31 protein-coding genes and 1 pseudogene are annotated in these 24,807 nt (G+C 38.6%); 20 read left to right on the top strand and 12 right to left on the bottom strand.

What is annotated here, in order from left to right:
- Positions 1-61: 61 nt before the first annotated feature.
- From ACFQ38_RS05815 to ACFQ38_RS05805, 3 genes are all read right to left on the bottom strand, one after another.
- Positions 62-625, bottom strand: coding sequence for a hypothetical protein (locus ACFQ38_RS05815; RefSeq protein ID WP_336825115.1), 564 nt, complete (start codon positions 623-625; stop codon positions 62-64).
- Positions 618-1,475 (bottom strand): hypothetical protein, encoded by an 858-nt coding sequence (locus ACFQ38_RS05810; protein WP_381480026.1) that lies wholly within the window; start codon positions 1,473-1,475, stop codon positions 618-620. The genes ACFQ38_RS05815 and ACFQ38_RS05810 overlap by 8 nt, the downstream gene beginning before the upstream one ends.
- 103 nt (positions 1,476-1,578) lie before the next feature.
- Positions 1,579-2,190 carry a LysE/ArgO family amino acid transporter gene (locus ACFQ38_RS05805; RefSeq protein WP_336825113.1) on the bottom strand — a complete coding sequence of 204 codons (612 nt, stop codon included), beginning with the start codon at positions 2,188-2,190 and terminating at the stop codon, positions 1,579-1,581.
- Between the two features lie 162 nt (positions 2,191-2,352).
- On the opposite strand from ACFQ38_RS05805, the gene ACFQ38_RS05800 reads away from it, so the two are divergent.
- Positions 2,353-2,832: an NUDIX hydrolase gene (locus ACFQ38_RS05800; protein WP_336825112.1), complete on the top strand. Its 480-nt coding sequence runs from the start codon at positions 2,353-2,355 to the stop codon at positions 2,830-2,832.
- A 270-nt stretch (positions 2,833-3,102) separates the two neighbouring features.
- Here ACFQ38_RS05800 and ACFQ38_RS05795 read toward each other — a convergent pair whose 3' ends face one another.
- Genes ACFQ38_RS05795 through ACFQ38_RS05785 form a run of 3 tightly spaced genes read right to left on the bottom strand, consistent with a single transcriptional unit; the run spans position 3,103 to position 4,718 of the window.
- Positions 3,103-3,720 carry an FMN-binding negative transcriptional regulator gene (locus ACFQ38_RS05795; protein ID WP_381480025.1) on the bottom strand — a complete coding sequence of 206 codons (618 nt, stop codon included), beginning with the start codon at positions 3,718-3,720 and terminating at the stop codon, positions 3,103-3,105.
- Between the two features lie 13 nt (positions 3,721-3,733).
- Positions 3,734-4,252: a GNAT family N-acetyltransferase gene (locus ACFQ38_RS05790; RefSeq protein WP_336825110.1), complete on the bottom strand. Its 519-nt coding sequence runs from the start codon at positions 4,250-4,252 to the stop codon at positions 3,734-3,736.
- A 13-nt stretch (positions 4,253-4,265) separates the two neighbouring features.
- Positions 4,266-4,718 (bottom strand): MarR family winged helix-turn-helix transcriptional regulator, encoded by a 453-nt coding sequence (locus tag ACFQ38_RS05785; protein ID WP_336825109.1) that lies wholly within the window; start codon positions 4,716-4,718, stop codon positions 4,266-4,268.
- A gap of 112 nt (positions 4,719-4,830) precedes the next feature.
- On the opposite strand from ACFQ38_RS05785, the gene ACFQ38_RS05780 reads away from it, so the two are divergent.
- The 5 genes and pseudogenes from ACFQ38_RS05780 (at position 4,831) to ACFQ38_RS05760 (ending at position 8,248) form a co-directional block, all read left to right on the top strand.
- Positions 4,831-5,286, top strand: a complete 456-nt coding sequence (locus tag ACFQ38_RS05780; protein ID WP_381480024.1) for a GNAT family N-acetyltransferase — start codon at positions 4,831-4,833, stop codon at positions 5,284-5,286.
- Complete coding sequence (locus ACFQ38_RS05775; RefSeq protein ID WP_381480033.1) at positions 5,270-5,890, top strand: YczE/YyaS/YitT family protein; 621 nt, start codon at positions 5,270-5,272, stop codon at positions 5,888-5,890. Before ACFQ38_RS05780 ends, ACFQ38_RS05775 begins: the two co-directional genes overlap by 17 nt.
- 195 nt (positions 5,891-6,085) lie before the next feature.
- Positions 6,086-6,274, top strand: coding sequence for a DUF6366 family protein (locus tag ACFQ38_RS05770; protein ID WP_381480022.1), 189 nt, complete (start codon positions 6,086-6,088; stop codon positions 6,272-6,274).
- Positions 6,275-6,469: 195 nt separating this feature from the next.
- Positions 6,470-7,489, top strand: a complete 1,020-nt coding sequence (locus tag ACFQ38_RS05765) for a serine hydrolase domain-containing protein (RefSeq protein WP_381480032.1) — start codon at positions 6,470-6,472, stop codon at positions 7,487-7,489.
- A gap of 327 nt (positions 7,490-7,816) precedes the next feature.
- Positions 7,817-8,248, top strand: a pseudogene (locus ACFQ38_RS05760) (NUDIX hydrolase).
- Positions 8,249-8,397: 149 nt separating this feature from the next.
- Here the strand turns inward: ACFQ38_RS05760 and ACFQ38_RS05755 are convergent.
- Entirely contained in the window at positions 8,398-8,793 is a 396-nt protein-coding gene (locus ACFQ38_RS05755) for a VOC family protein (RefSeq protein ID WP_381480021.1), read from the bottom strand.
- Between the two features lie 204 nt (positions 8,794-8,997).
- Between ACFQ38_RS05755 and ACFQ38_RS05750 the strand changes: the two genes are divergently transcribed.
- The 9 genes from ACFQ38_RS05750 (at position 8,998) to ACFQ38_RS05710 (ending at position 15,668) form a co-directional block, all read left to right on the top strand.
- Entirely contained in the window at positions 8,998-9,366 is a 369-nt protein-coding gene (locus ACFQ38_RS05750) for a serine hydrolase domain-containing protein (protein WP_381480020.1), read from the top strand.
- Entirely contained in the window at positions 9,306-10,205 is a 900-nt protein-coding gene (locus tag ACFQ38_RS05745; protein WP_381480019.1) for a serine hydrolase domain-containing protein, read from the top strand. Before ACFQ38_RS05750 ends, ACFQ38_RS05745 begins: the two co-directional genes overlap by 61 nt.
- Positions 10,206-10,277: 72 nt before the next feature.
- A complete protein-coding gene (locus tag ACFQ38_RS05740) occupies positions 10,278-10,793 on the top strand; it encodes a GrpB family protein (RefSeq protein ID WP_336825026.1) in 516 nt (171 codons plus the stop codon).
- Positions 10,794-10,811: 18 nt separating this feature from the next.
- Entirely contained in the window at positions 10,812-11,312 is a 501-nt protein-coding gene (locus tag ACFQ38_RS05735; RefSeq protein WP_336825027.1) for an NUDIX hydrolase, read from the top strand.
- Between the two features lie 88 nt (positions 11,313-11,400).
- Positions 11,401-12,153, top strand: coding sequence for a class I SAM-dependent methyltransferase (locus ACFQ38_RS05730; protein WP_381480018.1), 753 nt, complete (start codon positions 11,401-11,403; stop codon positions 12,151-12,153).
- A 102-nt stretch (positions 12,154-12,255) separates the two neighbouring features.
- The gene (locus ACFQ38_RS05725) at positions 12,256-12,621 is read left to right on the top strand and encodes a DUF2200 domain-containing protein (protein ID WP_381480017.1); all 366 of its coding nucleotides are present in this window, start codon (positions 12,256-12,258) and stop codon (positions 12,619-12,621) included.
- Between the two features lie 160 nt (positions 12,622-12,781).
- Positions 12,782-13,789 (top strand): hypothetical protein, encoded by a 1,008-nt coding sequence (locus ACFQ38_RS05720; RefSeq protein ID WP_381480016.1) that lies wholly within the window; start codon positions 12,782-12,784, stop codon positions 13,787-13,789.
- A gap of 42 nt (positions 13,790-13,831) precedes the next feature.
- Positions 13,832-14,743 (top strand): alpha/beta hydrolase, encoded by a 912-nt coding sequence (locus tag ACFQ38_RS05715; RefSeq protein WP_336825031.1) that lies wholly within the window; start codon positions 13,832-13,834, stop codon positions 14,741-14,743.
- Between the two features lie 475 nt (positions 14,744-15,218).
- Positions 15,219-15,668: an ASCH domain-containing protein gene (locus tag ACFQ38_RS05710; protein WP_336825032.1), complete on the top strand. Its 450-nt coding sequence runs from the start codon at positions 15,219-15,221 to the stop codon at positions 15,666-15,668.
- A gap of 122 nt (positions 15,669-15,790) precedes the next feature.
- Here ACFQ38_RS05710 and metG read toward each other — a convergent pair whose 3' ends face one another.
- On the bottom strand, positions 15,791-17,440 hold the full coding sequence (gene metG, locus ACFQ38_RS05705) for a methionine--tRNA ligase (protein ID WP_336825033.1): 1,650 nt from the start codon (positions 17,438-17,440) through the stop codon (positions 15,791-15,793).
- A gap of 363 nt (positions 17,441-17,803) precedes the next feature.
- On the bottom strand, positions 17,804-17,977 hold the full coding sequence (locus ACFQ38_RS05700) for a hypothetical protein (RefSeq protein ID WP_381480015.1): 174 nt from the start codon (positions 17,975-17,977) through the stop codon (positions 17,804-17,806).
- 493 nt (positions 17,978-18,470) lie between these two features.
- Between ACFQ38_RS05700 and ACFQ38_RS05695 the strand changes: the two genes are divergently transcribed.
- From ACFQ38_RS05695 to ACFQ38_RS05685, 3 genes are read left to right on the top strand one after another with little or no spacing between them, the layout of a single operon-like run.
- Entirely contained in the window at positions 18,471-19,160 is a 690-nt protein-coding gene (locus tag ACFQ38_RS05695; RefSeq protein ID WP_336825035.1) for a response regulator transcription factor, read from the top strand.
- Positions 19,138-19,317, top strand: coding sequence for a hypothetical protein (locus tag ACFQ38_RS05690; RefSeq protein ID WP_336825036.1), 180 nt, complete (start codon positions 19,138-19,140; stop codon positions 19,315-19,317). The genes ACFQ38_RS05695 and ACFQ38_RS05690 overlap by 23 nt, the downstream gene beginning before the upstream one ends.
- Positions 19,317-21,524: a sensor histidine kinase gene (locus tag ACFQ38_RS05685; protein WP_381480013.1), complete on the top strand. Its 2,208-nt coding sequence runs from the start codon at positions 19,317-19,319 to the stop codon at positions 21,522-21,524. The genes ACFQ38_RS05690 and ACFQ38_RS05685 overlap by 1 nt, the downstream gene beginning before the upstream one ends.
- 43 nt (positions 21,525-21,567) lie before the next feature.
- Here the strand turns inward: ACFQ38_RS05685 and ACFQ38_RS05680 are convergent, their stop codons facing one another.
- Positions 21,568-22,218, bottom strand: a complete 651-nt coding sequence (locus ACFQ38_RS05680) for a CPBP family intramembrane glutamic endopeptidase (RefSeq protein ID WP_336825038.1) — start codon at positions 22,216-22,218, stop codon at positions 21,568-21,570.
- Between the two features lie 177 nt (positions 22,219-22,395).
- On the opposite strand from ACFQ38_RS05680, the gene ACFQ38_RS05675 reads away from it, so the two are divergent.
- Complete coding sequence (locus ACFQ38_RS05675; RefSeq protein WP_336825039.1) at positions 22,396-22,728, top strand: hypothetical protein; 333 nt, start codon at positions 22,396-22,398, stop codon at positions 22,726-22,728.
- An 81-nt stretch (positions 22,729-22,809) separates the two neighbouring features.
- Positions 22,810-23,274 carry a DinB family protein gene (locus ACFQ38_RS05670; RefSeq protein ID WP_381480012.1) on the top strand — a complete coding sequence of 155 codons (465 nt, stop codon included), beginning with the start codon at positions 22,810-22,812 and terminating at the stop codon, positions 23,272-23,274.
- Between the two features lie 58 nt (positions 23,275-23,332).
- Here the strand turns inward: ACFQ38_RS05670 and ACFQ38_RS05665 are convergent, their stop codons facing one another.
- Positions 23,333-23,611 carry a hypothetical protein gene (locus tag ACFQ38_RS05665; protein ID WP_381480011.1) on the bottom strand — a complete coding sequence of 93 codons (279 nt, stop codon included), beginning with the start codon at positions 23,609-23,611 and terminating at the stop codon, positions 23,333-23,335.
- A gap of 319 nt (positions 23,612-23,930) precedes the next feature.
- Entirely contained in the window at positions 23,931-24,764 is an 834-nt protein-coding gene (locus tag ACFQ38_RS05660; RefSeq protein ID WP_336825042.1) for a TetR/AcrR family transcriptional regulator, read from the bottom strand.
- Between the last annotated feature and the right edge of the window lie 43 nt (positions 24,765-24,807).

Here is a 24,807-nt window from a genome sequence, read left to right as displayed (position 1 = left end):
AGCTACAGGACTAACACCCGGTCGCCGCTCCCATGCATTGTTACAATCCGAATCAAATCCTTCATACAAATGTGTTGATGCGCAATTGGTTAGACGGGCTCACTTTTCTTATATTGCCAATTAAAAATAAAAATACAAATTCCATAATCAAGGCACTACTATTTACTACAATTATTAAAAGAGTCCATCCGTCTCCGAACATATTCGCTGAAAATGACTGAAGAGCAAAGCCCATGAGATGGATTGCAAAATAGAATTTGAAAGCTCTATCTGTACGTTTTTGCAATGCCTGATCTCCAAATACCTTTGCAATATCGGTCAGCAAGATGAATAAATAAAAAACGACAATCAGTTTCAAAATTGATAGGAGAATCGCATAAACATTCCAACCATCAGAAATCGCAGGATCCATCAGATTGACAAATACGGACGGAACTGTCACAAACATGCCGATCAATCCGACGGTATTTGCTTTTTTGGCCATGGGATAACCGTCAACAATTTTAGAACAGCCCGCGAAAATAAGGTAGTAGCCAATCGGATCCATGAATAGGTCAATAAATACATGCAACTGGAAAAATATGAACAAGTATCCCCAAAAGATTTGGCGTAATGCTTTATTCAACGGAAACCCCCCCAGCCTTTTGTGCAATGATTCGGTTTACATCTTCCTGCGACAAATTCAAATAAAAAGATGGCTCATTATAATGGTTATAAGATATAAATGGCTTTCCCTCGTCCGTTGTCCCTGCAAGACGAACATAAAAAGAGTAAAGAAAGTTGTAATTGGGGCTTTCAGGAATCATTTCAATGCGAATCCGCTTGTCTTTACCAACCTCAAAAGGAAATTCAAGTTCATCAAAAGGCTTCTCCAATTGATTGCTGTAACCTTTAATTGAAAAAATAAACTGATCCATAATTTGTTCACTAAAAGGAGATGTGATTTCTTGGATTTTCAATGGTTCGGTAGCTTTAAATGCATATTGTACCCTTCCCATGCTGTTTCCCCCACCGGAAACCTGCTCCAAAGTCAATTGGTCATCTTTCTCAAACCTTCCTTCAGGATGAATAACCAATTCTCCGATAGAAGCGGTCGACGATCTACCATCCGAATAAAATACGGCAATTTCATTAAATGACTTTGTTTCAAATCCCTCTTCAAAATTTCGCAATTCAAACGTTATGCTTCTCAACTCATGGTGTCTGAATGTATCAACAGGGGCAGGTTTGTCACCTATGATGAAAAAGTCACTTTGAGGAAAGCCTTCTACATCACCGGCTCGAATGTAATTGACAGATGAACGGTCATCCTTATTCGTTACATAATACAAAGTAATCTGGTCTCCAATTGCTGTTTCAATATAATGATCAAGAAAAATAGGTTCCTCCAATTGTTTGGACTTTGCATAGTTCAAATTGATTGCCCAACTGATGGCAATTAAGCAGAGCATCGTCCAGAAAAAACGCTCTTTCAACACAATCTCCCTTTCCATTCCTTACTATTATTTTCATTGTCTCAAATGGGGAAGGGGATTGCACCATTGTTTTAAGAATAAAGGGAATTTTGCATAGAACAAGCTACGATAATAGCTGCATTCCCATATATAGAGCGATGCCCCAAATAATGAGCGCAGAGATTTGATTGAATCTCCTCAAAAGTGATCCATCCGTATCGATTTGTCCTAATTTCTTTCCCGCAATGGCGAGAGCAAAGAACCATATCCAAGAAACCCCGATGCAAGAAAATGTAAAAATCCCTCTCTCATGACCTGTATAGACTAATGAGTTCGTGCCAATGACGCCGATCGTGTCCAAAATGGCATGAGGATTTAACAAGGAGACGGAGGCGGCAAATGCAATCTGTCTTTTTGGTGAGAAGGGGTTGGATTTCTGATGAATCTTTGCTTCAGTTGCGTCTCTCCATATAAGCCATCCCATATAAAATAAAAATAGAAAACCTACTACAAATAGCAAAGTCTGTAGCCACTCAAAAGTTAAAATGATGAGTGATACTCCTCCAACCGCTAACGAAATGAGAATTGTGTCGCAAATCCCCGCCGTTATGACAGCGGGCAAAGCATAAGAGAATTTTTTATGCGTCGCCCCTTGATTAAAAATAAAAACATTTTGCACGCCTAAAGGTAAAATCAACCCAAAAGCGAGCACGATTCCATGAAGTAATGCTTCCACAGCTTTTCCTCCCGACATTTGTTTTTAGCATAAGGGGAATTCATCTATTTGTCTCCAACTAATTAGGTAGATGTGAAACGAACCTTTCCTTTCATAACTTGTTGATAACTTTAAACCGTGTTAGAATGTTCAGAATGAAATAAGCAAAAATAGGGAGGGAATATGGGTTACATAGAGGATTTAAGAGCAGTTGTCGGTCATAGGCCGTTAATATTTGTAGGAGCAGTTACAATTATTGTCGATGAAAAAGGTCGGCTGTTATTGCAGCAACGAAAGTTTCCGCATGGTGCTTGGGGAATCACTGGCGGACTCATGGAGTTAGGGGAGTCTACTGAAGACGTAGCAAGGCGGGAGATTCTTGAGGAGACGGGATTGCAGGTTGATGAATTGAAATTAATTAATGTCTATTCAGGTCCGGAACATTACATTAAAGCAGAAAATGGCGATGAATTTTATGTCGTAACGGTTGCTTATTTTACAGAAGGGTTTCGAGGGGAGCTAATAATCGATAAAACAGAATCGCTTAACTTCGAATTCTTTTACCCCGACGAGCTGCCGGAAACTATCGTAAAAAGCCATAGAGTCATTTTAAACGAGTTTTTAGCAAATCATTATTGGAATAAGGTTGAATTAAAACCTTAAATAAGAAAAGCAGGCGCTTGAAATGCGGAAGATATGAATTCATGTAGAAAAAACAAGCGCCGGAAGAAATATGCTATTGGAGAGATTACATGCTTAATTTTACATACATAGAAACTGCACAACCTCTTGTTAGTTCAGGTTCAACCGTCAATTATGGTGATGTAGCTAGTACTTTCGGTTTGTTGTTTTTTTCGCTATTCTGTTGATTTTTATCATCCGTATAGTTAGAAAGAAAAGGACGGATAAGTAAAAAAATGAACGTCTCATCTTTTAATCTTTTAATCTCTTGACCATTGATTCTGCTATTTGCTTCGAACTTGGATTGCCTTCATTTCGCAATCCATTAATAATATTGCGGGTATCCGTTTCATTTCGGTTCTGGCTTAATTTATAGGCAGCTTGAATATCTCTAATTTTAATTTTGAAACCAATAATTCCTTGAAGTTCCTTTTCCAACAGCTCAGGGGAAAGCGTATCCCATAATATCGGATTTTCACGATGCTTCTCGTATTTTTCCAATAGTTTCGTTAAGTCCTCTATTAATTCATCTTTCTCTAAGATGGTTGCCTCCCCGTATATATGGACCGCTTCATAATTCCACGTCGGAACATTTTCATGTGAGTACCACGAGGAGGAGATATAAGCATTTGCCCCTTGAAACATAACGAGTGCATCTCCACAAGTTTCAAACGTTCTCCATTGCGGATTTCCGTATGCCATATGGCCGGTAATGTAATAGTCTTTGTCTTTTTTCGTAAACGCCAAAGGTAGATGAGTGGCGATTGGCTTCCCCTTTTTTGTCGTCACAAGCGTACCAAAAGAGTTCTTTTGAATAAAATCAATAATTTCCTCTACATCTGTCACTCGGAAATAGTTCGGGATATACATAGAAATCCTCCTTTTATGACAATGTTTTAACCATAATTAAATCAATTTGCTCCTCATCGCCCATATAAAAAGAATGAGAACCAGTCTGGACGAACCCAATTTTCCTATAAAAACGAATGGCTTTCTCATTCTTTTCCCAAACACCGAGCCAAATCTGATTTTTTCGCTTTGCTTTTGCGATTTCAACTGCCTTGTTTATTAATACCGTGCCAAGCCCAAGCCTATGAAATTCTTTCCTCACGTAAATTCTTTCCACTTCAAGTGCTTCAGCACCCATTTTCTCAGATTGAGCGTCATCTGTATTCACTTTTAAATATCCCGCGAGCTTATCATTGAAATAGAGGAAAAAGAACTTTGAAAAGGTGTTGGATAATTCTTCTGAAAGCTTCTGTAGGGTAAACGCTTTTTCCAAATAAGCCTTCATATTTTCAGCTGAATTTTGATCTTTGAATGTTTCATTGAAGGTTTCAATACTAATTGTTTGAAGTGCTTGCAAATCTTCTAATTTGCATCTCGTTATGTTGATTGTCATTGGTTTGCCCCCTCTAATACTCTCTTTTGTTACCTTTCTTCACAAACTCCCAATCAACTTCTACATTCTTTCTAACTCTTTGCAACAGATGAAAGATCGTCTCCATTTCTTCCTCGGAAAAGCCGGATAACGCAACGTTATTTGAATGATCATTTTCCCTTTTAATAATAGGAAATACGTTTTTTCCTTTTTCTGTCGGGAAAAGCTTTTTTATTTTTTTATTATGCTCATCATCCTTCTTTTCAATAAAACCTTTCATTTCAAGTTTTTTGATAGCTCGTGCAGCTGTCGTCCGGTCCACTTTTATCATTTCAGCTACCTTTTCCTGAATGATTCCTGGGTTTTCACATATGCGTACAAGATACAAATACTGACCTTTTGTAAGATCATAATCCTTAAATTCTATATTGCTTATAGAATCTAGCGCTCTTGCAATCATCCCAATTTCACGAAGTATTTCCTTCATAGCAACCTCCTTAATTTATTGTTGCAATTGCAATAAAACCGTTATACATTTAATGTAGCTTATTTTAGTTGTATTTACAACATTATTTGGAATGAAGAAAGGACGAAGATATATGAAAGTGGAAAAAATAATAACAGATCATGATTTGCAAAAAGCATTTCATATTAGAAAAGAAGTGTTTGTTAAAGAGCAAGGTGTACCTCTTGAAGATGAGTTTGATGAATTTGACGTACTATCAAACCGCTGTGATCACTTATTGGCCTATTTTAATGACGAGCCGGTAGGGACGGGAAGGATAAAAATTCTCGAAGGCTATGGCAAATTAGAGAGGATTTGTATCTTAAAACCTTATCGTAAATTTGGCATCGGGAAAGTAATGATCACTGCATTGGAAGAAATAGCGAAAGAAAAGGGAATGCTTCGGGTTATATTACACGGACAAACACAGGCAGAAGGGTTTTATCAAAAACTTGGTTATGAAACTGCTTCAGAAATATTTATGGAAGACGGAATCCCGCACGTTTTAATGTCGAAGGATCTATTAAGTAATGATGAAGAAGCGAAATAAAGTAAAGTTAGCATTCTATGTATTGGGCATTATACTATTATCCCTTGGTGTTTCTCTTACAATACATTCAGACATTGGAACGTCGCCTTTTGATGCACTTTTAGTAGGATTGTCCATCAATATTGGCTTAACTGTAGGTAGTTGGGAAATAATCATCGCATTACTATTGATCTGCTGTAATTCCATTTTACAAAAGCAGAGATTAGAAATTTTAGGATTGGCAACTGCATTTATTACGGGGATTGGTATAGATGCCTATCTATTTTTATTGAATAATTGGTCTGCACCTGAACTTTGGTACAGCAAGGCTGCTTGTTTCGGAACCGGCCTAATCATTATTGGGATAGGAACTGCAACCTATTTGCAAACGAATTTTGCACCCATTCCAATTGACCGGTTAACATTAATCATCCAAAAATTAACTAAGAAAACACTGTTTTTTTCAAGAACGCTCATATACGTCGTATTTTTAGCATTAGCTGTACTATTCAATGGCCCGATTGGCATTGGAACATTATTATCCGTTTGTTTAGGAGGGCTACTACTTAATACGTTCATGCCACTTACTAAGAAGATAGTAGATAATTTCATAGCAGATGATTAAAAAACTGTATAGATGTTTATACAGTTTTTCAAATAACAAAATAGAGCTTACTGCATAAACATTGAACTAACTAACTGCGTTCTTATAAAACAGTATCTTATTGAATGCTTTTTACTAATATACCGTAAAATGCTATAATGAATTGACATAATATTTAGATATTTATACTCGGACATACTAATAAGAGGGAGCAAATTGAGTAGAGACAACGAAACGCCGGAACAAAGGAGAGAGAAACTGAGACAAAGAGAATTAAGGAGCCCTTTAAGCAGTATTCACGGTAGCAATCTGTCCGATTTAGTAGGTGGTTTAGGTTGGAAGGGAACAGTAGTAATTGTTCTTATATTAATAGCAACTTTAGTCGTGTACTCCCTTTTATTTTGATAAAGAGCTATATTTTTCTAACAATCTTTACTGAAAATTACGATTTGAATTGCATTTGAATAAATAAACCTATAAAATTTAACTATTATCTTGTAGATAGGGAGGAACAGTAAATGATCCGCTACATGGTATGAAAAAGATAGCTGAATTCCTTTAAAAACGAAGAATAGACGGAATTCAGGAGGAGTTAAAATGATGAAAGAACATAAGGAAAATCTTTTAGAAGAAAAACAGAAAGAACTTTTCTTTTCTGGCGCTTTTTATGCTAAAAAAGGCGATGAACTGTTAAAGGGTAGCTGCGGTTTCTCAAACCGTTCAGAAAAGATTTTAAATGAGTTGGATACGAGATTTTCGATCGCTTCGGGATGCAAAATCTTCACAGCAATTGCTATTTGCATATTAGTTGAAGAAGGGAAACTATCGTTTGACTCGAAATTAAAGGACTGTGTTGATGTACAGTTCCCATACTTTCATGAGGACATTACGATCCATCATTTACTAACACATACGTCCGGAGTCCCAGACTATTTTAACGAAGAAGTAATAGATGATTTTGAGTCATTGTGGAAATCGTACCCAATGTACAATATTAGGTCTCCAAAGGATTTCTTGCCTTTATTTCAAAACGAAAAAATGCAAGCAGCTATTGGCAGTTCGTTCCAATACAATAATTCTGGCTATATATTGTTAGGTCTCATTGTAGAGAATGTAGCGGAATGTAGTTTCACTGAATTTGTCGAGAAACGAATCTTTCGTAAAGCAGGCATGGAGAGGTCTGGATACTTTGAAATGGACCGTTTGCCGGAACAAACGGCTCTTGGTTATATTGAAGAACCAGATGGTACATGGAAAACAAATGTGTACTCACTGCCAGCAAAGGGGGGCCCTGATGGCGGGGCGTACGTTACTGCTAAGGACATCGTGAATTTTTGGCAGGCATTAATGGATCACCGACTGCTGTCCGAAGAGATGACCAAAATGTTGTTGGAACCGCGTGAAATAGTAAATGAAGAACAAAATATTTATTATGGCTACAGTGGCTATATGTTATTAAACGACGATCAAAAGGTAGTTAAGTATATCCAAATGGGATACGATCCAGGCGCGAATTTCCGGGCGGTATACTACCCTGTTGAGAAAGCGACAATCGTAGTTTGTTCAAATAAATCCGACGGTGCCTTTGAACTTTTGAAAGAAATTGAGAGCATCATATAATAAAACATGACTTCAAAAGGGATTAACAAGGCTGTTAGTCCCTTTTGTTATACGATGCCTAAAAAAAAAGCAATGAAACCTATAAAAAGTGAATTATGTGATGAAGTTCAACCGATTGACTATTTAGTTTAATCAAAAACGGTAGGTAATTAGGATAGAATCGTGTTTACCGAAATATGGCGCCATTCAACAAGACATTCAGCTACCTAACATTGCAAAATTTTTACCGATAAAGGGATAGGCAAAGATTGAGGCATATAGATTCCAACAATTTTTTTACTACGCAGTTCGCATAATTGTTAAGCAACTAATAGAGGGGGCGATGTTTTGGAACAAAATACAACGCATGTTTACACACCACCTAAACATTTTGTATCGGCTGCGACAATTGTACTCAATGATCAAAATGAAATTCTATTAATTAAAGGGCCGATGAGAGGTTGGGAAATGCCGGGTGGAATCGTTGAGGAAGGCTAGTCTTTGAAAGAGGCAGCAATTAGGGAAACGAAAGAGGAGTCAGGTATTGAAATTGAAGTTCTTAACTTCTGCGGGATATTTCAAAACGTGAATCAATCAATTTGTAATACGCTATTTTTAGCAAAGCCGATTGGGGGCAAATTAACAACTTCGGCAGAGAGTTTAGAAGTAGGATTCTTTCCAATTGAGATAGCATTGGAAATGGTAACTATCGGCAATTTCAGACAAAGAATAGAGTACTGTCTCGATCATAGTAAACAACCATTTTATGTGGAATTTTAATGCTTGAAAATAACGCTAATGCCTTATTAAAGGTATCGAGATATCTTGTATTAAGAAGCCGTCAACGATGAACAGATGCTATATTGTGCGAATGGCGGGACATTTGAGATGTTAAGAAGTGCATAATAAAAGACCTCCAATTGTAGAGGTCAAAATGCTACCAATTCTACTTTAATTCTATCTGGGTCTTCAAAATAAACAGCGTAATGCCCATCCCCTCCTGCAAAGGGATGTTTGTCAGTATAGAGGATTTTCACACCCTTTTCTTTTAACTTTCCTGTCATTTCGTCAACCTGTTGACGGGAACTTGCGTGAAATGCCAAATGATTTAGACCTACCCGACATCTATGATAAGGTATGTCCATAAATTTTTCGTCTGCTTGAACAAATACAATATATGTTTCTCCCATTTTCCAACTTTGTCCACTTTCCCACTCTTGAAACGGCTCATATCCTAATTCTTCTAATAGCCAACACCAAAAGTCAACTGAACTCTTCAAATCAGAAACATATATTTCAATTTGATGTATAAGTCCTTGTGACAATGATATCCTCCCTTTTTACTACTCATATAATTATTTCAAATCGTAACGGTTTCAATATTAAATTCATCCTTCCAAGTTTTTTAATCCTATGGTTGGATTGGAAGTAAAGGTAGATGTAGACCACCTTTTCTTTTTAGTTTACTATAGTATACATCATTGTCGGTACATTCTGAATGAAATATAAATTATGTGTGGAGTGGGCCAATGCAAGCAATACAATCGAAACTACAAACGTATATAAACGAATATCTAAAGCTATGGGATTTTTACGGAGTTATCCAAGTAATTCAGAAAGGGGAGGTGCTTTTTGAAAAAGCATATGGTTACGCAAGTATCGAGTTTGGAATAAAAAATGATCTAAACTCCCGCTTTTCCATAGCATCTCTGTCAAAACAGTTTACCGCCTTTGCAATAATGCTCCTCTGTGATAAGAAAATGATAGATATCGATCAACCTGCAAACGTATACCTACCAGCCGATTTGAAGATGATTTTTTTGCTTGCTATAACCGAATGGAGTATTCTCGAAATGCTTTATTCAAAAAGTATATTAATAAAAAGCCGACAAAGATAGCTGGAACGGAATTTGATTACAATAACTCGAACTATAATTTGCTCGCATGGATCATTGAAAATGTTTCAGGAGAAACATACGAGGCTTTCCTCCGAAACCATATTTTTCTTCCTTTACAGATGATGAACAGCGAAGTGGATGATGGTTGTAAACCGATTCAAAACAGATCATGTAATTACGTGAAAGATTTTGATGGAACAATTAAAAGTCCATATTTTAATGAGAAATTTAGCATCGGGGCAGGCGCTATCATTTCAAACTGCAAGGATTTGTACAAATGGTATATCTGTTTGCGGGATCGAAAACTATTGTCCTATAAAGCGTATACGAGGTTTTTTAATGTAAATCAAAATAATTATTGCTATGGACTCGAGCATCAGCATATTTATGGAACAGATAAGTTTTCCCATGGAGGGGACCATCTTGGAATTAGTACATATATGCAAAATTTTTTCGATGAAGATCTTTGCATTATCATTCTCTCTAATAATGAAGCGATTAATCAGTATCGATTAGGAAATGCAATTTCGGATATTCTCCATCATGTTGACGTAGCTGTCCCGGCTAAACGTCGAGAGGTTCCATTGAATGAAAGTCAGCTTAGAAAGTATTGCGGAACATACTTGAAAGATAAAATTGAAGTACAATTCATAGATGGAAAATTATATTTTACAAGATTTTCCGGCAATCTGCATATTGAGATCTACCATGTGGGTGAGGGGAAATTTGTTCGAAGATATTTTGACCAAATTCATCCTTACAGCATTGTGGAAAACGAAAACGGCGAAATGTCGTTTTTTGGATATGCAAAGGAAACGAACGAGGGTTTTGCCGGATAAGCTCTAATAGGAAGAAACATGCATCGGCTTTATATAGTCTAAATGTTAGTATTTTGATAAGGAGGGGTTTATTTGAAAGTGCGGCTGTCTGAGTACGATAAAAATTGGATTCAAATGTTCAACGATGAAGCTCGATTTTTGAAAGATCTATTCGGAGAGGAAATCATCAAGTTTGAACATTTTGGGAGTACTTCTGTTCCAGGCATGAAGGCAAAGCCTGTTGTAGATATGATGTGTATCGTAAAAGACATTAAGAAAATCGATGCGTTTAATGAGCAAATGCATTTGTTAGGATATGATGTTGCGGGTGAATGGGGAATTGAAGGTAGGCGATTATTTCGAAAGGGAGGGGAGAATAGAACCCATCATATTCATGTTTATGAGCAGGGCAATCCGCACATAGACAGACACTTAATACTGCGAGAATATTTGAGAACTCATTCCGAAGAAGTTGAACGGTATGCAAGTTTGAAAGAAAAGTTGGCTCTACAGCACGATGATACAGCTTTTTACAGCAAAGCAAAAAATCCATTTGTAAAGGAATTGGAACAGCGGGCGTTGAATTGGTTTGAGAGCGAAGAATCATAGTGGAAGGTGGGGGATTTGATGGAGCTTTGGGATGTATATGATAAAAACAGAATGAAAACTGGTAGGGTACATGAACGAGGAAAACCGCTTACAAAAGGAGATTATCATTTAGTCGTCTCCATTTGGATCATTAATAGTAACCAAGAAATACTGTTGGCTAAACGGCATCCTGATAAGCGCTTTCCAAACATGTGGGAATGCCCCGGTGGGTCGGCTTTAGCGGGTGAAAACAGTTTAGAAGCTGCCTTGAGGGAAGTAAAAGAAGAAATCGGGATCGATCTATCGAGTGCTAACGGAAAATTGGTGAAAAGCGAAAGACGTCATCACAATTTTCGTGACGTTTGGTTATTTACCCATGATTTTTCCATCGAAGACACCGCGCTTCAGCCCGAAGAGGTAATCGATGCTAAATGGGTTACTATATTGGAGCTCGAAAAGATGTTTAATGAAGGCATTGTCGTTCCTTCCCTTGAGTATTATAAAAGTTTTTTCTTTGATAACGTTCAACAGCAGGGATAAATCGCTAAATGAATTGTTTTAGCATACATCACATTTCCGTTAGGCAATCGTAAAACCTAACTGATCACCAAACGGGAGATGGTTGATAATGAAACAAAATAAATACGATGATCCAAATTTCTTTTTAGCCTATGAACAAATGGCTCGTTCCGTTAAAGGACTTGAGGGTGCAGGGGAATGGCATATGTTAAAAGAGCTAATACCAGATTTAAAAAATAAGACCGTACTCGACTTAGGTTGTGGTTTTGGATGGCATTGTCGATATGCCCGTGAGCAGCAAGCAAACTTTGTGGTAGGTGTAGATATCTCAGAAAAAATGATTCAAAGAGCGATTAAAATGACAAATGATTTATTAATTTCTTACATTCAATCATCAATTGAGGATATCGATTTTCAAGATTCCCAATTTGACGTGGTGATCAGCTCGCTTGCATTTCACTATGTGGAGTCGTTTCAAGCAATTTGTAAAAAGGTTTATGATTATCTAAAGCCTGGCGGCAGTTTTGTTTTTTCTGTGGAACACCCCATTTTCACTTCTAGAAAAGAGCAGGATTGGCATTATGATGAGCAAGGGAACCGCCTGCATTGGCCAGTTGATAACTATCAAATAGAAGGTATACGTGAAACATTGTTTTTAAATGAGGATGTTACAAAATACCATCGGACGTTTGCAACCTATATAAACGATTTGATTGATGCAGGATTTATGGTCAGAGCAGTCAAGGAATCATTTCCTTCAAATGAAATGTTAAAAGGGAATCCCGAATTGGAAGATGAAAACCGGAGACCAATGTTTTTAATGATCTTGGCAGAAAAGAATGGAACTGTATTTTTTAAATAGGATCAATTGAAGCTTTGAGATCAAAAAACTTTCATTAGCGTTATAATAAAATAAAGTTTACTACAACTATTCCATCTAACCGAATGTGAAGGAGAATGTATGATGTCCAAACATAGAATTTACACAACAAGCTTTGCGAGTGTTTATCCACATTACGTTACGAAAGCAGAGAAGAAAGGACGTACAAAATCGGAAGTCGATGAAATTGTCGGTTGGTTGACAGGCTACAGCCAAGAAGAGTTAAAAGAGATATTGGAAAACGGAACGGATTTTGAAACGTTTTTTGCAGAAGCTCCCCAAATGAATCCTTCACGGGATTTGATAAAAGGGGTAGTTTGCGGTGTCCGTGTAGAAGAGATCGAAGAACCAACGATGAGGGAGATTCGTTATATGGACAAGCTGATCGATGAATTGGCAAAAGGAAAAGCAATGGAAAAAATTTTACGCAAACCAATAGAGAAAATTTAGTTTCGGTATAAGGTTGTAAGACGTTTGCGATATTAAAATGATGTGTCGTTTGGTATCGCTTTTTTATATTATTATGCCGGATAAGGTGTGTTCTTATTAAAATCAACTTGAATGATTAATGAACAAAAGGGCAGAAAGTCTATTAAAGGGAGATAGAGAAATGAGAGTTTTTTTAATCGGGGTTGCATGTCTATTAGGTATACTTGTCGGTTGTTCTGATCAAACCGAAGATATTCATGAACTAAAAAAGCAAATCGATCAAATTACAATAGAAAGAGATTCTCTTTTAAAAACGATTGAAGAGGAAAGGGCATCGCACGAAATAGCGACGAATCAACAAATTAGTGATGATAATTCAATGATCACAGCAAAAGACATTGAACAATATCCGCAAACGCTTTATAAGAAAATAACATTAGACATTGATGGGGATGGAGAAGAGGAAGAAATTGAACTCTATGTAAACGCAGGGAAAATGGACAATGGCCAATTTGCTTGGGACGATGGTCAGAATTGGCTGTTAGTAGTAAAAGATGGGGAGGAAACGTATCCGCTTTTTGATGATTATGTCCAGTTAGGCTCAATCGACTTTGGCACAACAACCTTCGATGGCAAACCGGGAATCGTTATGCTTAAAACACAGCATGCCGATAAAATTGTTCAACAATTCACATACGATAAAAATGAAAAAGGATATCGGAAAGAGACTGTTTATAAAAAAGAGAACGTGAATGATCACTTTAATCAAACTACATCGTATGCATTTTTTGAAGAGGCATATGAATTAATGGCAACAGCATTTACTAAGAAATCGCTATTCATTTTGGACGCAGATGAGCCTGCACTTCAAGACCCTCAGGAGAGAATGGCAATCATCGAACCAATCCTCTCGGATGTAAGGCATGCTCAAGGGTTGTTGGAAATCGTTGCTGAATTGAATCAAGAGATGAATGTTTCTTTAGAAGGCGTAATCGCCCTGCTGAACGAAATGGCGAACAATCCGCCGACAGTTGAGCAAATGAATCAGTTGAAATCCATTCACAATACGTTCAAAGCAATTGAAACGGATGATTTGATCATGAAGGAAGAAAATGAGATCGATCCGGAAATTGCAGAGAAGCTTCAAGAACTTGGTTTTATTGTAAATGAAAAGCGAAGTGGAAAGTGATGGCTGTTAACCTTTATTAAATGGTACCTGACTTTAAAAAGGGTGAGTAGAATCAACCAAAATATAGTTATAAATAGCAGAAAAGTAGAGGTTGTACAAAAAGGAAGTCATGGAATACCAATCGTTCTATTGACTGGGATGGGGTGTTCCTTTGATGAGTGGCATGAAGTCACCGAGGAATTGAGTAAAACAAATAAAGTCATTATGTTTCATAGGCCAGGTCTTGGCATGAGCGAAATTGGGGAAGAGAGTAGAACGACCCGAGCAGTCGCTGACGAATTAATGCAATTGCTTCTTCAATTAACGATCCATGAGCCGATCATTTTGGTCGGGCATTCCTATGGCGGGTTATGTGCACAACATTTTATTAAATTATTTCCAAATCATATAAGAGGGGGTGTGTTTGTCGATTCCACTTCTGTTGATTTTAGCATTCTTGATACATTACATTTACCTATATTAGATGAGGATTCTTCAGACGAAGCGTGGATAGAAAAATGCAGCCTTTACTCTTCAATGAATAGGGAGGAACTGTGCAAAGTAATTAGCCCTTCGCTAACTGAGAAACAAAAGCAATTCCCACTCGCAATACAAGAAAGACTATTGGAATTCCAAGTAAATCCTACATTGTACAAAGCAATGCGTTCTGAGTTGGAAAACTGGAAAACAGATGCTGAAATTGTAAAGAGTATAGGTGAATTTCCTGATGTTCCACTTATCGTAGTCGGGAGGGATAAAGAATATTGCATAAAGCATGGCGTGGAGGAAGGGATTCCTGAATGGGAAATGCGAGTGTTTGAAGAGAAATGGCGAGAACTTATTACTGACCAGGCAAATTTATCTACGAAAAGCAAACTGATTTTTGCCGAGCGATCAGGTCATTTAATTTATTTGGACAGACCTGACGTAGTGTCACAGTGCATTACAGGTTTGTGTGTTAGAGAATTGGAATGATCAAATATTGAAGAGCTCAATTGGGAGATTTAAGTGCCATAATCCACTAAAAGGTAAGTGGTTGGAGATCTCTTTGCCTGAATCAGACCATCGGCGACAAAGCAGGAGTGTTTTTCTTGAAGAATACAATACATTTCTTTTTTATTGGAGAATCTTCTTTCTTGTTATTTTACTAGTCTTGAAATAAAAAGAATTAGTTTACATACCTTTTTAACGGTAATAGGTGGTATCATCATCTTTGTCGGAATACCAGAATCTATAAAAACGTTAAGTAAGAAGCATAAAGAAAAAGGTAAAGACGAGGAAGTTGATAATTAGCAAGTGAGCTTTTTATAAGATTGCATTTGGAATCGTTTTAACATTACCGGTTATTCTGGCGATTGTAGGCATGAAGGATACGTTCAGATGCATTGTTCTTCGTTGTTTATTTAACGCATTGGTACTAAAAAATGAATGCTTTAATGGGGGGAAAATGATGAATCAAGCTGCACAGACATACTGGAATGAGTACTGGAAAAACAAGGAACAACCTGAGTCTGTTGCTGCCTGGCAATTTGGGGGGAATCCTAACTATCTTGCCAAATTAGTAGTAGATGGCATTAAAACGGCAACTTGTTCCGGACATGTATTTTACGAACTGGAAAATGAACCGATCCCTCAAATAGGAGATTACAGCATTATTCTAAACAGTGAGGATCAACCTGTTGCAATCATTAAAACAGTGGAGGTTACACTGTCACCGATGAATGAAGTTCCGGAAGAGTTTGCTATTGCGGAAGGTGAAGGGGACAGAAGCTATCAATATTGGTGGGACGTTCATGAAGAGTTCTTTAAAGAAGAATTACAAGCAATTGGACGCGAATTTACAAAGGACATGCTGCTTGTTTGTGAGCGTTTTGAATTGGTTGATGTGAAAAATAAGTGATGAACAAATGCATACGTGGGAACAGTGGGACCCCTTAAGTTCCATCATGTATACAAGAAAATATAGTGAAAAAACCGAGGCGACCGAAAGAGTAAAATTGAACGGACGCCTAAGGCTTCACTTTACTTCTCTTTAGTTAATGATTGTTTTTCGAGCCGCTCCAATTCCACCTCGATTTGCCCTTTGTCGATGCGTTCAAATAGCGGCTTCACTTGTTCCAATGTCAAATTCCTGATTTCGGTTTCCTTCCATTCAGGATTGCGCAGTTTCAGCATCGACTGCACTTCCTCACTTGAAAAAGGAAGGAATGGGGAGAGCAGCTGCGATAGGTTAGCGATGGCATAAGTGCAAGTCGCCATCGTCCGGTCACATGCCGCCGTGTCCTCATTTACTTGAAGCCACGGTTTTTGGTCGTCGAAAAATTTATTCGCATGGCGAATAAATGTAAAAACCGACTCGATTGCTTCCTTGAAATGGCCGTTTTCAATCTTGTCGCCGACAATTGCATATAGCTCCACGATGTTCTTCTTTATATCGGCATCGATTTCTGCAATTGGTACACTTCCTCCGTACGATTTTTCGATGAATTTTAATGTCCGGTTGACGAAATTTCCGTACGCCCCCAATAACTCCGAGTTATGGCTGTAAATGAACTCCCGCCATGAAAAATCAGCATCCCTGTTTTCTGGAGCATTTGCCGTCAGGAAGTAACGCAATGAATCCGGATGATAGCGGTCCAATAGATCGGGCACCCATACTGCCCAGTTTTGACTCGTCGATAGCTTCCTTTTTTCTAATGTCAAATATTCATTTGAAACGATATGTGTCGGCAATGCAGCACTTTTGCCGATCCCTGAAAGAATGGCTGGCCAAATGATCGTATGGAAAGGAATATTGTCCTTGCCATGCACATAGTAAGAAATGGTGTCCTCATTCCAAAATTCCGCATCATCGGTACGATTTAGCGCAGCCCATTCCCGACTTGCTGAATAGTACCCTGTTACCGCTTCGATCCACACATAGATTTTTTTGTCCTCATAGCCGATAATCGGGATGCCGACGCCGTTCGCCAAATCCCTTGAGGCTGCCCGGTCATGAAGACCTTCCCGTAAATAACGTTCAGATTGGTGAATCGCGTTTTCACGCCATCTCCCCTCAGCTTTCGCATTTGCAACATATTGCTCAAGCTCATCTTGAAACGCACTTAATTTAAAATAAAAATGCTCAGTCTTTCGTACGGTAGGTTCATTGCCGCACAGCTTGCAAGTGCGATCCGTCAAATCAAGCGGATCTAAAATCGAGCCGCAATTGTCGCATTGATCGCCCCGTGCCCGGCTTCCGCAATACGGACAAATGCCTTCGACGAAACGATCAGGAAGAAACCGCTCGTCAAACTCACAATACGTCTGTTCCACTTCTTTTTTGAAAATAAAACCGTTATCCAATAAAGTCAAAAATACTTCCCGCACGACTTGATGGTGAAACGTGCCGTCAGTTCGTGTGTAAATATCATACGAAAATCCCAACCGAGAAAAACAAACGATAAACTCAGTATGGTATCGATCGGCGATTTCTTTAACAGGTACGCCCTCTAAATTCGCGCGTATCGAAATTGGCGTGCCATTGCAATCGCTTCCTGAAGCATATAGCACATTTTCACCTTTCAGTCGATAATACCTCGCCAAAATATCCCCCGGCAATAACGCCGCAATATGTCCCAAATGCAAAGATCCATTCGCATATGGCCAAGCTCCTCCTATAAAAACGCTCATCCATTCTTCCTCCTTTCAGGAAATCAAAAAACCCCATCCTTATCGAAAAAACGATAAGGACGGGGTTTGAATCCGTGATACCACCTTACTTCACAGCCGACTTACGCCGAATGCCTCAAAAGTACACGCCAAAAAAGCAGTATACTTTGACGTGGATAACAAGCGCCAACCCTCGTCGCATCCTACTAGCCGGAAAGCGTTCAGTGCGAGGCTCAAGGATCATGTTCAAAAGATTTGTCCACTTCATTTCCACCGTCAGAAGCTCTCTATGCGACATCCTCTTTTTACTTTTCCCTTTCATTGCCTTTAGTAAGATGTAATTGAAATGATTATAGTTATTTTATTCGAAAAAGTCAACAATGTTTATCCGTTTGTAGGAGGACGTTGCTCTTCATCGTTCTTTTTCTTGTTGTTTCTATTTTTAGCATTGTCATTTTTACCGATGACATCCATATCGTCAGGACTCATGTCAAACCCGTATCCGAATTCTTCACGATCCAATGTGTTCCCTTTTTTAATTTTCTTTTCTTTCGACATACCTAATCACCTCCCGATGAATAAAAGGATGTGCTTGTAGGCTGCGGATTATGCGGAAATACGATTGTCTTCCTTACCAATCAATATTGCTTGCAGCTGTTTATGTGATCGCCCACCATCTGGACGCATCCCTAGTTGATACGGTGGCAGCACTTCAATCGTTTTTTTGATAATATTCTCGGGGGAATGAACCCCAATACTCATAAGTGGAAAAGTTATGTTTGTTAAGGGAGATAGAAACCGGCAAGTAAAAAAGTTTCTCACCGATACTCGGCCCTTTACCACAGATTCAGAAGGACTTACCACCGTTTCAAGTATATTTTCCACCAATCCACCACCGCAGTTTGCCAACCTATCTTGTTTAGTATTCGTTCGTAGCGTATCTTTAGGTTCCTATCTTACCATCTTAAGAATTTCTTCATAATTAACCTGCGGGAATGTTAAGATTTAAGCAATACAATTGGTATCATAAGAGAAAAGCGAGGTGCGGATGATGGCGAGATTCACTGTCGTTGTGGCGGATGATGATAAGGAGATCCGCGATGGGATAGAAATTTACTTGAAAAATGAAGGTTATGATGTGCTAAAGGCGGCTGATGGGCGGGAGGCGCTTGATTTATTGCAAAATAATGAAGTGCATTTGCTAATTCTTGATATTATGATGCCCAATATGGACGGGATTGCGGCGACATTTAAAATTCGGGAGGCGCAAAACATTCCGATCATTATGCTGAGTGCGAAGGCGGAGGATTCGGATAAGATTCATGGTTTGTCGGTCGGTGCAGATGATTATGTGACGAAGCCATTTCATCCGTTGGAATTGATGGCGCGTGTCAAATCGCAGCTTCGCAGGTATGTGCAGTTAGGCACGTATGATGGGCAGAAGAAAGTGGAGATTGATGGACTCGTCTTGGATGAAAATGCAAAAGAGCTGTCTGTTGACGGGAAGCCTGTGAAACTGACGCCGATCGAGTATAAAATTACAGAGCTACTTATGAAGAATGCAGGCCGCGTGTTTTCCATCAACGAAATTTACGAGCGTGTATGGAATGAAGAAGCGTATAATGCGGAAAATATTGTTGCGGTCCATATTCGAAAAATCCGCGAGAAAATTGAAGCAGATCCAAAAAACCCAAGATATTTGAAGGTGGTGTGGGGCATTGGCTACAAAATCGAGAAATGATTGGACGGTCGTTTGGTCAATCTTGGCGATCGTACTTGCAATACTTACGATCATTTATTGCATGCCATCGATTGTAGAAATGATCAGTAACGGATGGGAACGTTCAACTCGGGCAATTGCCTATTTTACACGCATCATTAGAGGGGGCACTGCCTGATGAAAAGTAAATTTATGCTGTTCGTTTGGGCTGCGCTCGTTACGATTGTGCTCATTGGAAGTTTGTCGTTTGCGAGGCAAGGAATAGGACTGATTACCGAAGACTTTGCAAGCTCCAATGACATATCTTGGCGAATCGAAGAATTTTACGAGTACATCGGTCCTGCCATACTAAATCCGATTGATAAAGAAGAGGCGATGAAAAAAATTACTGTGACCGACAGTGAAATAGAAGAGCATCGAACTCGCTATGGAACATTGGCAGATCAGCTTTCTAATATTCACGATCAATATGCATCGAGAATTGCAGATGCCAAAGATAATGGCAATGAAGATCTATTAACGACATTAGTCGAAGAGCGCAATAAAAAATTGGAAGACATCAAAAAGAATTTTGAAAGTGATGCTCATGTAGAGGCGAAAATTCGTAAAGCTAAGGAAAGAGTTTTAGAGCAATATTTGAATGAAATTAAAATGAATTCATTTTCTTTGCCGATCGCCTATACACTTACAGACGTGGATACTGGTGAAACCTATACTTTCGGGGATACTTATGCATCATCCATATACAAAAAAGAGTTCAATGCATCTAATGGATATTTAAAGGCTTATTCATTGCCTGATAGACATGTGAGAGGGGATTGGTCTTCCATCTCTTACGATGATTCGGAAGTTTATGTAACAGACGAAGATATATTAAATATGGCCAATCCAGTAAAGTTGTTTGAAGGTGAAGTCATTATACCGAAAACTGTTATTGGAAAAGGCGGAGAGCTGTATTCACAGTATAAAGATTTCAATCGGGGAAAATCAATGACGTTTGCCTTTTATCTTATCGGCCTTTTGGCACTAGGTGCGTTGCTTACTGTCGCTAAGTTTCAAAAAGAATGGGTGACGGAAACAGCGTTTGCAAATTGGTATTCAGGCGTTAAAGTAGATGCGAAGATTGCTTTATTGTTCGCTACATCCTTTATTTTGCTTGGCTATGTCGAGAGCCATTCTAATTTGCATAACTTTTTTATGTACCAAAGCTTAGGTAGATGGGGCGTATGGCTGACATCCTTCATAGTAGGAGGCGTGATTGTTACAGCTTTTCTTGCATTTCAGCTTGTAAATATAATTGAACGTTGGAAACAAATAGGTGTTTTTGAAGCTGATTTGAAAAATAGTTATACTGCTCAATTTTTTAAAGCGTTACAAGAAATGTTCTTGAATCGATCGATCGGCGTCCAGTCCTTCATATTGCTAATTGGATTTTTCCTTGCCGGAATAGGTTTTGTCTTCGCGGCAATGAACCCGTTTCTTGTTGTGGTGTATGTCTTCTGTGTTGTTTTCTTTGCTTTGCCAGTGCTCTATATTTTCATTAAGCGCTCTGCGTATTTGAATCGCATATTGAAAGCGACGGAAGCAATGGCTGCTGGCCGGTTGAATGAAGACATTAAAGTCGAGGGTAGCTCGCCACTCGCGCAACATGCCAAAAACTTGAACAATCTTCGCGAAGGCGTCCGAGTTTCCATGAGTGAGCAGGCGAAAAGCGAGCGATTGAAAACCGAATTGATCACAAATGTAAGCCATGATTTACGTACGCCATTGACATCAATCATTACGTATACCGACCTATTGAAAGATGAAACGCTTGATGCTGAAGAGCGGGCGAAATATGTGGACATACTTGATAAAAAATCACAACGCCTTAAAACGCTGATCGAGGATTTATTTGAAGTGTCAAAAATGGCAAGCGGCAACTTGGAACTGAATAAGCAACGTGTCGATTTAACACAGCTATTGCAGCAGGCGCTTGCTGAACATGCTGAAGAAATTGCCGAATCGGGTCTTGATTTCCGAACGACTTTTCCGGAAACACCGTTCATCGCATACGTCGATGGACAACGCTGGTGGCGTGTATTGGATAATTTGATCGTCAATGCGGTTAAATATTCATTAAGCGGCACACGTGTGTATATAACGCTTCGCAAAATGGGAGATAATGCGGAGTTTGTTGTAAAAAACATAACAAAGTATGAATTAGGCGAAAATGTCGATGAATTGTTCGAGCGTTTCAAACGCGCAGATACAGCACGTCATACAGACGGTTCTGGGTTAGGATTAGCGATCGCACAATCAATCGTCGACATGCATAACGGACAGATGAAAATCGAATTAGATGGAGATTTATTTAAAGTGACGGTAACGGTTCCTGCTGGCTAATAAAATAGACACTGCACAGTTTAATTGTAACTGTGCAGTTTTTTTAATAAAAATAGTAAATCCATATCCCGATCAAAAGGATGCCTACATCCGCAAACATATGAATTGTCCAAGATGGCAGGATGGTTCGGCTTTTTTCATTTACAAGTTGAAAAATCAAACCGCCAACCCAAAGTCCGCCGACTGCCAATAGTAAAATCGGCAATGTAAACCAGGGCAAGAAGATAGCGATATGGTAAATGGCAAAAAAGAAAGGCGGCAGGATGAATCGCATTTTTGTTTCACCTAAAAGGGTAGGCAACAGTCCGCGAAAAAAGAATTCCTCAATGATCGAGTTTCCAATTAATATGTATAGTGCAATCAATGGAAAGACAGTAGGTGTAATGCCGGATTGCAACAAATCATCACGCAACGCAGCTATATCAATGAGCTGTTGCAATAAAAGAAAAGCGATGATAATGACTCCCATAACGAATCCGCCCAAAACGAGTGCTAGTCGAATGCTCTTTCGGTCCGCGTTCCGAAAGCGCAGAAAAGGAAATTTTGTTGAACGGAAAAGCATTAATGGAATGATAAGGAATAATAAAACTTTCGCTGCTGTTTTAATTCCATAGGATACACCTATACCTTGCTCAATCCACAATAAAATAAAGATGCTAACAATTGGGAAAAGAGATCCGAACCATTTTTGCATGCAATCACTCCGCAACTAATAAACTGTAGTTAGTTTGACGACAAAAACATAATGATGTTTCCTAAGCAAATTATTTCGAAAAATAGGTTTGATTGTGGTGAGATGAGGGAAAAGAAGAAGACTACTTCTCGCCTTGCACCGGATTACCGTGTTTGAGGAGAAAAAGGAGGAATCCATATGACGATCGTAGATGGTAAATATCCGAATAAAAAGGACTTGGAACCGAAGATTTTGCATCCCGGTAAAGGGGCCAGACCTACGCATGAATTGCCTCTGGCGGACCCTGCCGACTCGAACTGGACGAATGAATTCCGTAAAAATGCAGAAGATAAAACAGGTATGGATCATCCATCCGCTTATAGTGAAAACAAGCCGCTTATAAATGAATTCCATACAGAACATACAGAAATGGGTGTACCCGAAAAATCCAATAGCCATGAGTTCAACAGGACGACACACGAAAAATGGAACAAGCAGAAAAGAAATGACAGACCGATCGATCTAGAATAATTGCAGAGCCTAACAACGTGGGCATCTGCTTTTCTTTTTTCATTTTCTTTTAGTATGATATAGAAAAAGGAGGCGGATGAAATGGGAACAATTGAACAATTGAAATTTGCAAGAGGATACACGATCGGGCGCTTGTCATCATCAAAGGAAACTGCTTGGGATGAACAGCCAACAGGGTTCAATAATACGATCCGTTGGAATGCAGGACATATTTATGTCACGATGGAACATTTTATTGGGTTGGTATTACCTACGTATGAAAAGCAGCACGAAGACTGGGGGCGATTCTTTGCTACCGGAACGAGCCCTGCGAATTGGGACAGCCAACCACCGACAAATGAAGAAATCCTCGATGCTTTGCAGGAGCAGACAAACCGTGTTTCCACGGCCTTGGAAGGAAAATTAAACGAAGTCCTGCCAGAACCGGTTAAGTTAGGTACTATTTTTTCCATGGATTCGGTTGATGCCGTTGCACAATTCGTTATTTGGCATGAAGGTGTACACGCTGGTGTTATTCATGGGTTGAATCGAGTAATTGGTGAGTGACATAGAGGCTTTCAACAACAAACGTAGCAAAATGTGTTGCGTTTGTTGTTTTTTAATTTCAATTTACATGGACATCAAATGCGTAAGTCGCTTTTCCGTTGTTCCATTCCACAATCACCTCATATATATAATGCCCCTCTACCACAGGGAGAGTCCATTCATCACCATATAGTTCAACTGCTTTATTTGAATGATCCTCGTTCCATTGTTTAATCTTAATAGAAGAAGGGGAGTGATCAAATTGAATGTTCACTGTAGCGCCTTTATCGACGTGTAATGTATCGAATGCTTCTGATAGCTCATATATGTCTAAACCACTGAGACTTCTGAGAATCAAGTCATGATCTCGCCACTCATAATCCCCAATTGCCATTGTATAGCTTTGGTCATCTATAATAGCGATTCCTTCTGTTTGGCCATTCGTATGAAATGAGGATGTTTGCTAACAGCCAGCTAAAATAATAACAATGAAAATAGAACGGACTATATTTTTCAGTATAATACCTCCTCTGACAGTGTTTTTTGTAATAAACCCAAACATTTAAAATGTATGATCATTATACGCGAGTTTCAATTGATTTTGGATGCCTATGATTTACTATATTGATACTCAATAAAAAAACTGCACCCGAACTATGATGCAGTTTCCACTATCATTACTCCATATGAAAATGCTTTCTCAAAACATAAGCAGCCCATTTACAATGCGGGTGCTGCTGAATATTTTCCAATAGTCCTTTGATAATTGCCGGGTGCATTGTTGATTCCAATAGTTCTTGTTTGAGAAGGATCAATGAGTCTTTTTCAATTGAATCATCCATTTCTTCAATGTTTTTATTCACAATTTGGAGTACATTCTCCAAAGTGAGTTCCTCCATGGGCTGATCGATGAGTTGGATCAGCTCGTCGGTAATGAATGGTATGGTCATATTTTTAGCTAAAAGATTCGTTTTTTCAACGAGCGACTGAACTAATGATTCCATATCTAATGGCAATTTATAGAGCAAAAACAACTCTGAGTAAGTGTTCATCAACCCTTTTATGCAAAAAGCCAAGTCATATCGTAATTCTTTTTGCTGCTCCCCATACAGCCGATCGATCATTGTTAAAATCGTTTTTTCAACAGCTTTATTGTAAACATGTATTTTGGAGAAAAGATCTTCATTGAAAGACTGTGTCATTTCTTTCGCAATTATTTTTGCAAAGTCAGAGTGTTTGCTGAAAGAAGTATAAATATAGTGATAAAAATTATATAAAAGTTCCGCATCGTTTTTCGTCTGATTGACCACGTAGTCAATATCTGCGGTAAACTGTCTCATAAAGTGATCGATCAATGCGATTATCAATTCATCCTTTGATTTGAATGAAAGGTAGAACGCTCCTTTGGAAATACCGCAATGGTCTGTTATTTGCTGAACCGAAGTCGCTTCAAACCCACGCTCTGCAAATAACTCCACGGCTTTCTCCATAATTAGTTGTTTTTTCGTCATTTCTTTGCCTCGCTTCCATACTCTTTCGTTTGACAATTGACCG

The organism is Sporosarcina contaminans (genome assembly GCF_042679045.1).
Classification (GTDB): domain Bacteria; phylum Bacillota; class Bacilli; order Bacillales_A; family Planococcaceae; genus Sporosarcina; species Sporosarcina contaminans.
Note: the sequence above shows the minus strand (reverse complement) of the source record. Positions and strands in the feature narration are given on the sequence as shown.

Bases quoted from the DNA above. Each gene is read 5' to 3' on its own strand.
- ACFQ38_RS05775 (WP_381480033.1), top strand. From the start codon at position 5,270: ATGAAGAAGCGAAATAAAGTAAAGTTAGCATTCTATGTATTGGGCATT.
- ACFQ38_RS05790 (WP_336825110.1), bottom strand. From the start codon at position 4,252: ATGACAATCAACATAACGAGATGCAAATTAGAAGATTTGCAAGCACTT.
- ACFQ38_RS05795 (WP_381480025.1), bottom strand. From the start codon at position 3,720: ATGTATATCCCGAACTATTTCCGAGTGACAGATGTAGAGGAAATTATT.
- ACFQ38_RS05745 (WP_381480019.1), top strand. From the start codon at position 9,306: ATGGAGTATTCTCGAAATGCTTTATTCAAAAAGTATATTAATAAAAAG.
- ACFQ38_RS05730 (WP_381480018.1), top strand. From the start codon at position 11,401: ATGAAACAAAATAAATACGATGATCCAAATTTCTTTTTAGCCTATGAA.
- ACFQ38_RS05765 (WP_381480032.1), top strand. From the start codon at position 6,470: ATGAAAGAACATAAGGAAAATCTTTTAGAAGAAAAACAGAAAGAACTT.
- ACFQ38_RS05720 (WP_381480016.1), top strand. From the start codon at position 12,782: ATGAGAGTTTTTTTAATCGGGGTTGCATGTCTATTAGGTATACTTGTC.
- ACFQ38_RS05660 (WP_336825042.1), bottom strand. From the start codon at position 24,764: ATGACGAAAAAACAACTAATTATGGAGAAAGCCGTGGAGTTATTTGCA.
- ACFQ38_RS05685 (WP_381480013.1), top strand. From the start codon at position 19,317: ATGAAAAGTAAATTTATGCTGTTCGTTTGGGCTGCGCTCGTTACGATT.
- ACFQ38_RS05785 (WP_336825109.1), bottom strand. From the start codon at position 4,718: ATGAAGGAAATACTTCGTGAAATTGGGATGATTGCAAGAGCGCTAGAT.
- ACFQ38_RS05780 (WP_381480024.1), top strand. From the start codon at position 4,831: ATGAAAGTGGAAAAAATAATAACAGATCATGATTTGCAAAAAGCATTT.
- ACFQ38_RS05695 (WP_336825035.1), top strand. From the start codon at position 18,471: ATGGCGAGATTCACTGTCGTTGTGGCGGATGATGATAAGGAGATCCGC.
- ACFQ38_RS05725 (WP_381480017.1), top strand. From the start codon at position 12,256: ATGTCCAAACATAGAATTTACACAACAAGCTTTGCGAGTGTTTATCCA.
- metG (WP_336825033.1), bottom strand. From the start codon at position 17,440: ATGAGCGTTTTTATAGGAGGAGCTTGGCCATATGCGAATGGATCTTTG.
- ACFQ38_RS05700 (WP_381480015.1), bottom strand. From the start codon at position 17,977: ATGTCGAAAGAAAAGAAAATTAAAAAAGGGAACACATTGGATCGTGAA.
- ACFQ38_RS05800 (WP_336825112.1), top strand. From the start codon at position 2,353: ATGGGTTACATAGAGGATTTAAGAGCAGTTGTCGGTCATAGGCCGTTA.
- ACFQ38_RS05750 (WP_381480020.1), top strand. From the start codon at position 8,998: ATGCAAGCAATACAATCGAAACTACAAACGTATATAAACGAATATCTA.
- ACFQ38_RS05735 (WP_336825027.1), top strand. From the start codon at position 10,812: ATGGAGCTTTGGGATGTATATGATAAAAACAGAATGAAAACTGGTAGG.
- ACFQ38_RS05670 (WP_381480012.1), top strand. From the start codon at position 22,810: ATGGGAACAATTGAACAATTGAAATTTGCAAGAGGATACACGATCGGG.
- ACFQ38_RS05710 (WP_336825032.1), top strand. From the start codon at position 15,219: ATGAATCAAGCTGCACAGACATACTGGAATGAGTACTGGAAAAACAAG.
- ACFQ38_RS05675 (WP_336825039.1), top strand. From the start codon at position 22,396: ATGACGATCGTAGATGGTAAATATCCGAATAAAAAGGACTTGGAACCG.
- ACFQ38_RS05680 (WP_336825038.1), bottom strand. From the start codon at position 22,218: ATGCAAAAATGGTTCGGATCTCTTTTCCCAATTGTTAGCATCTTTATT.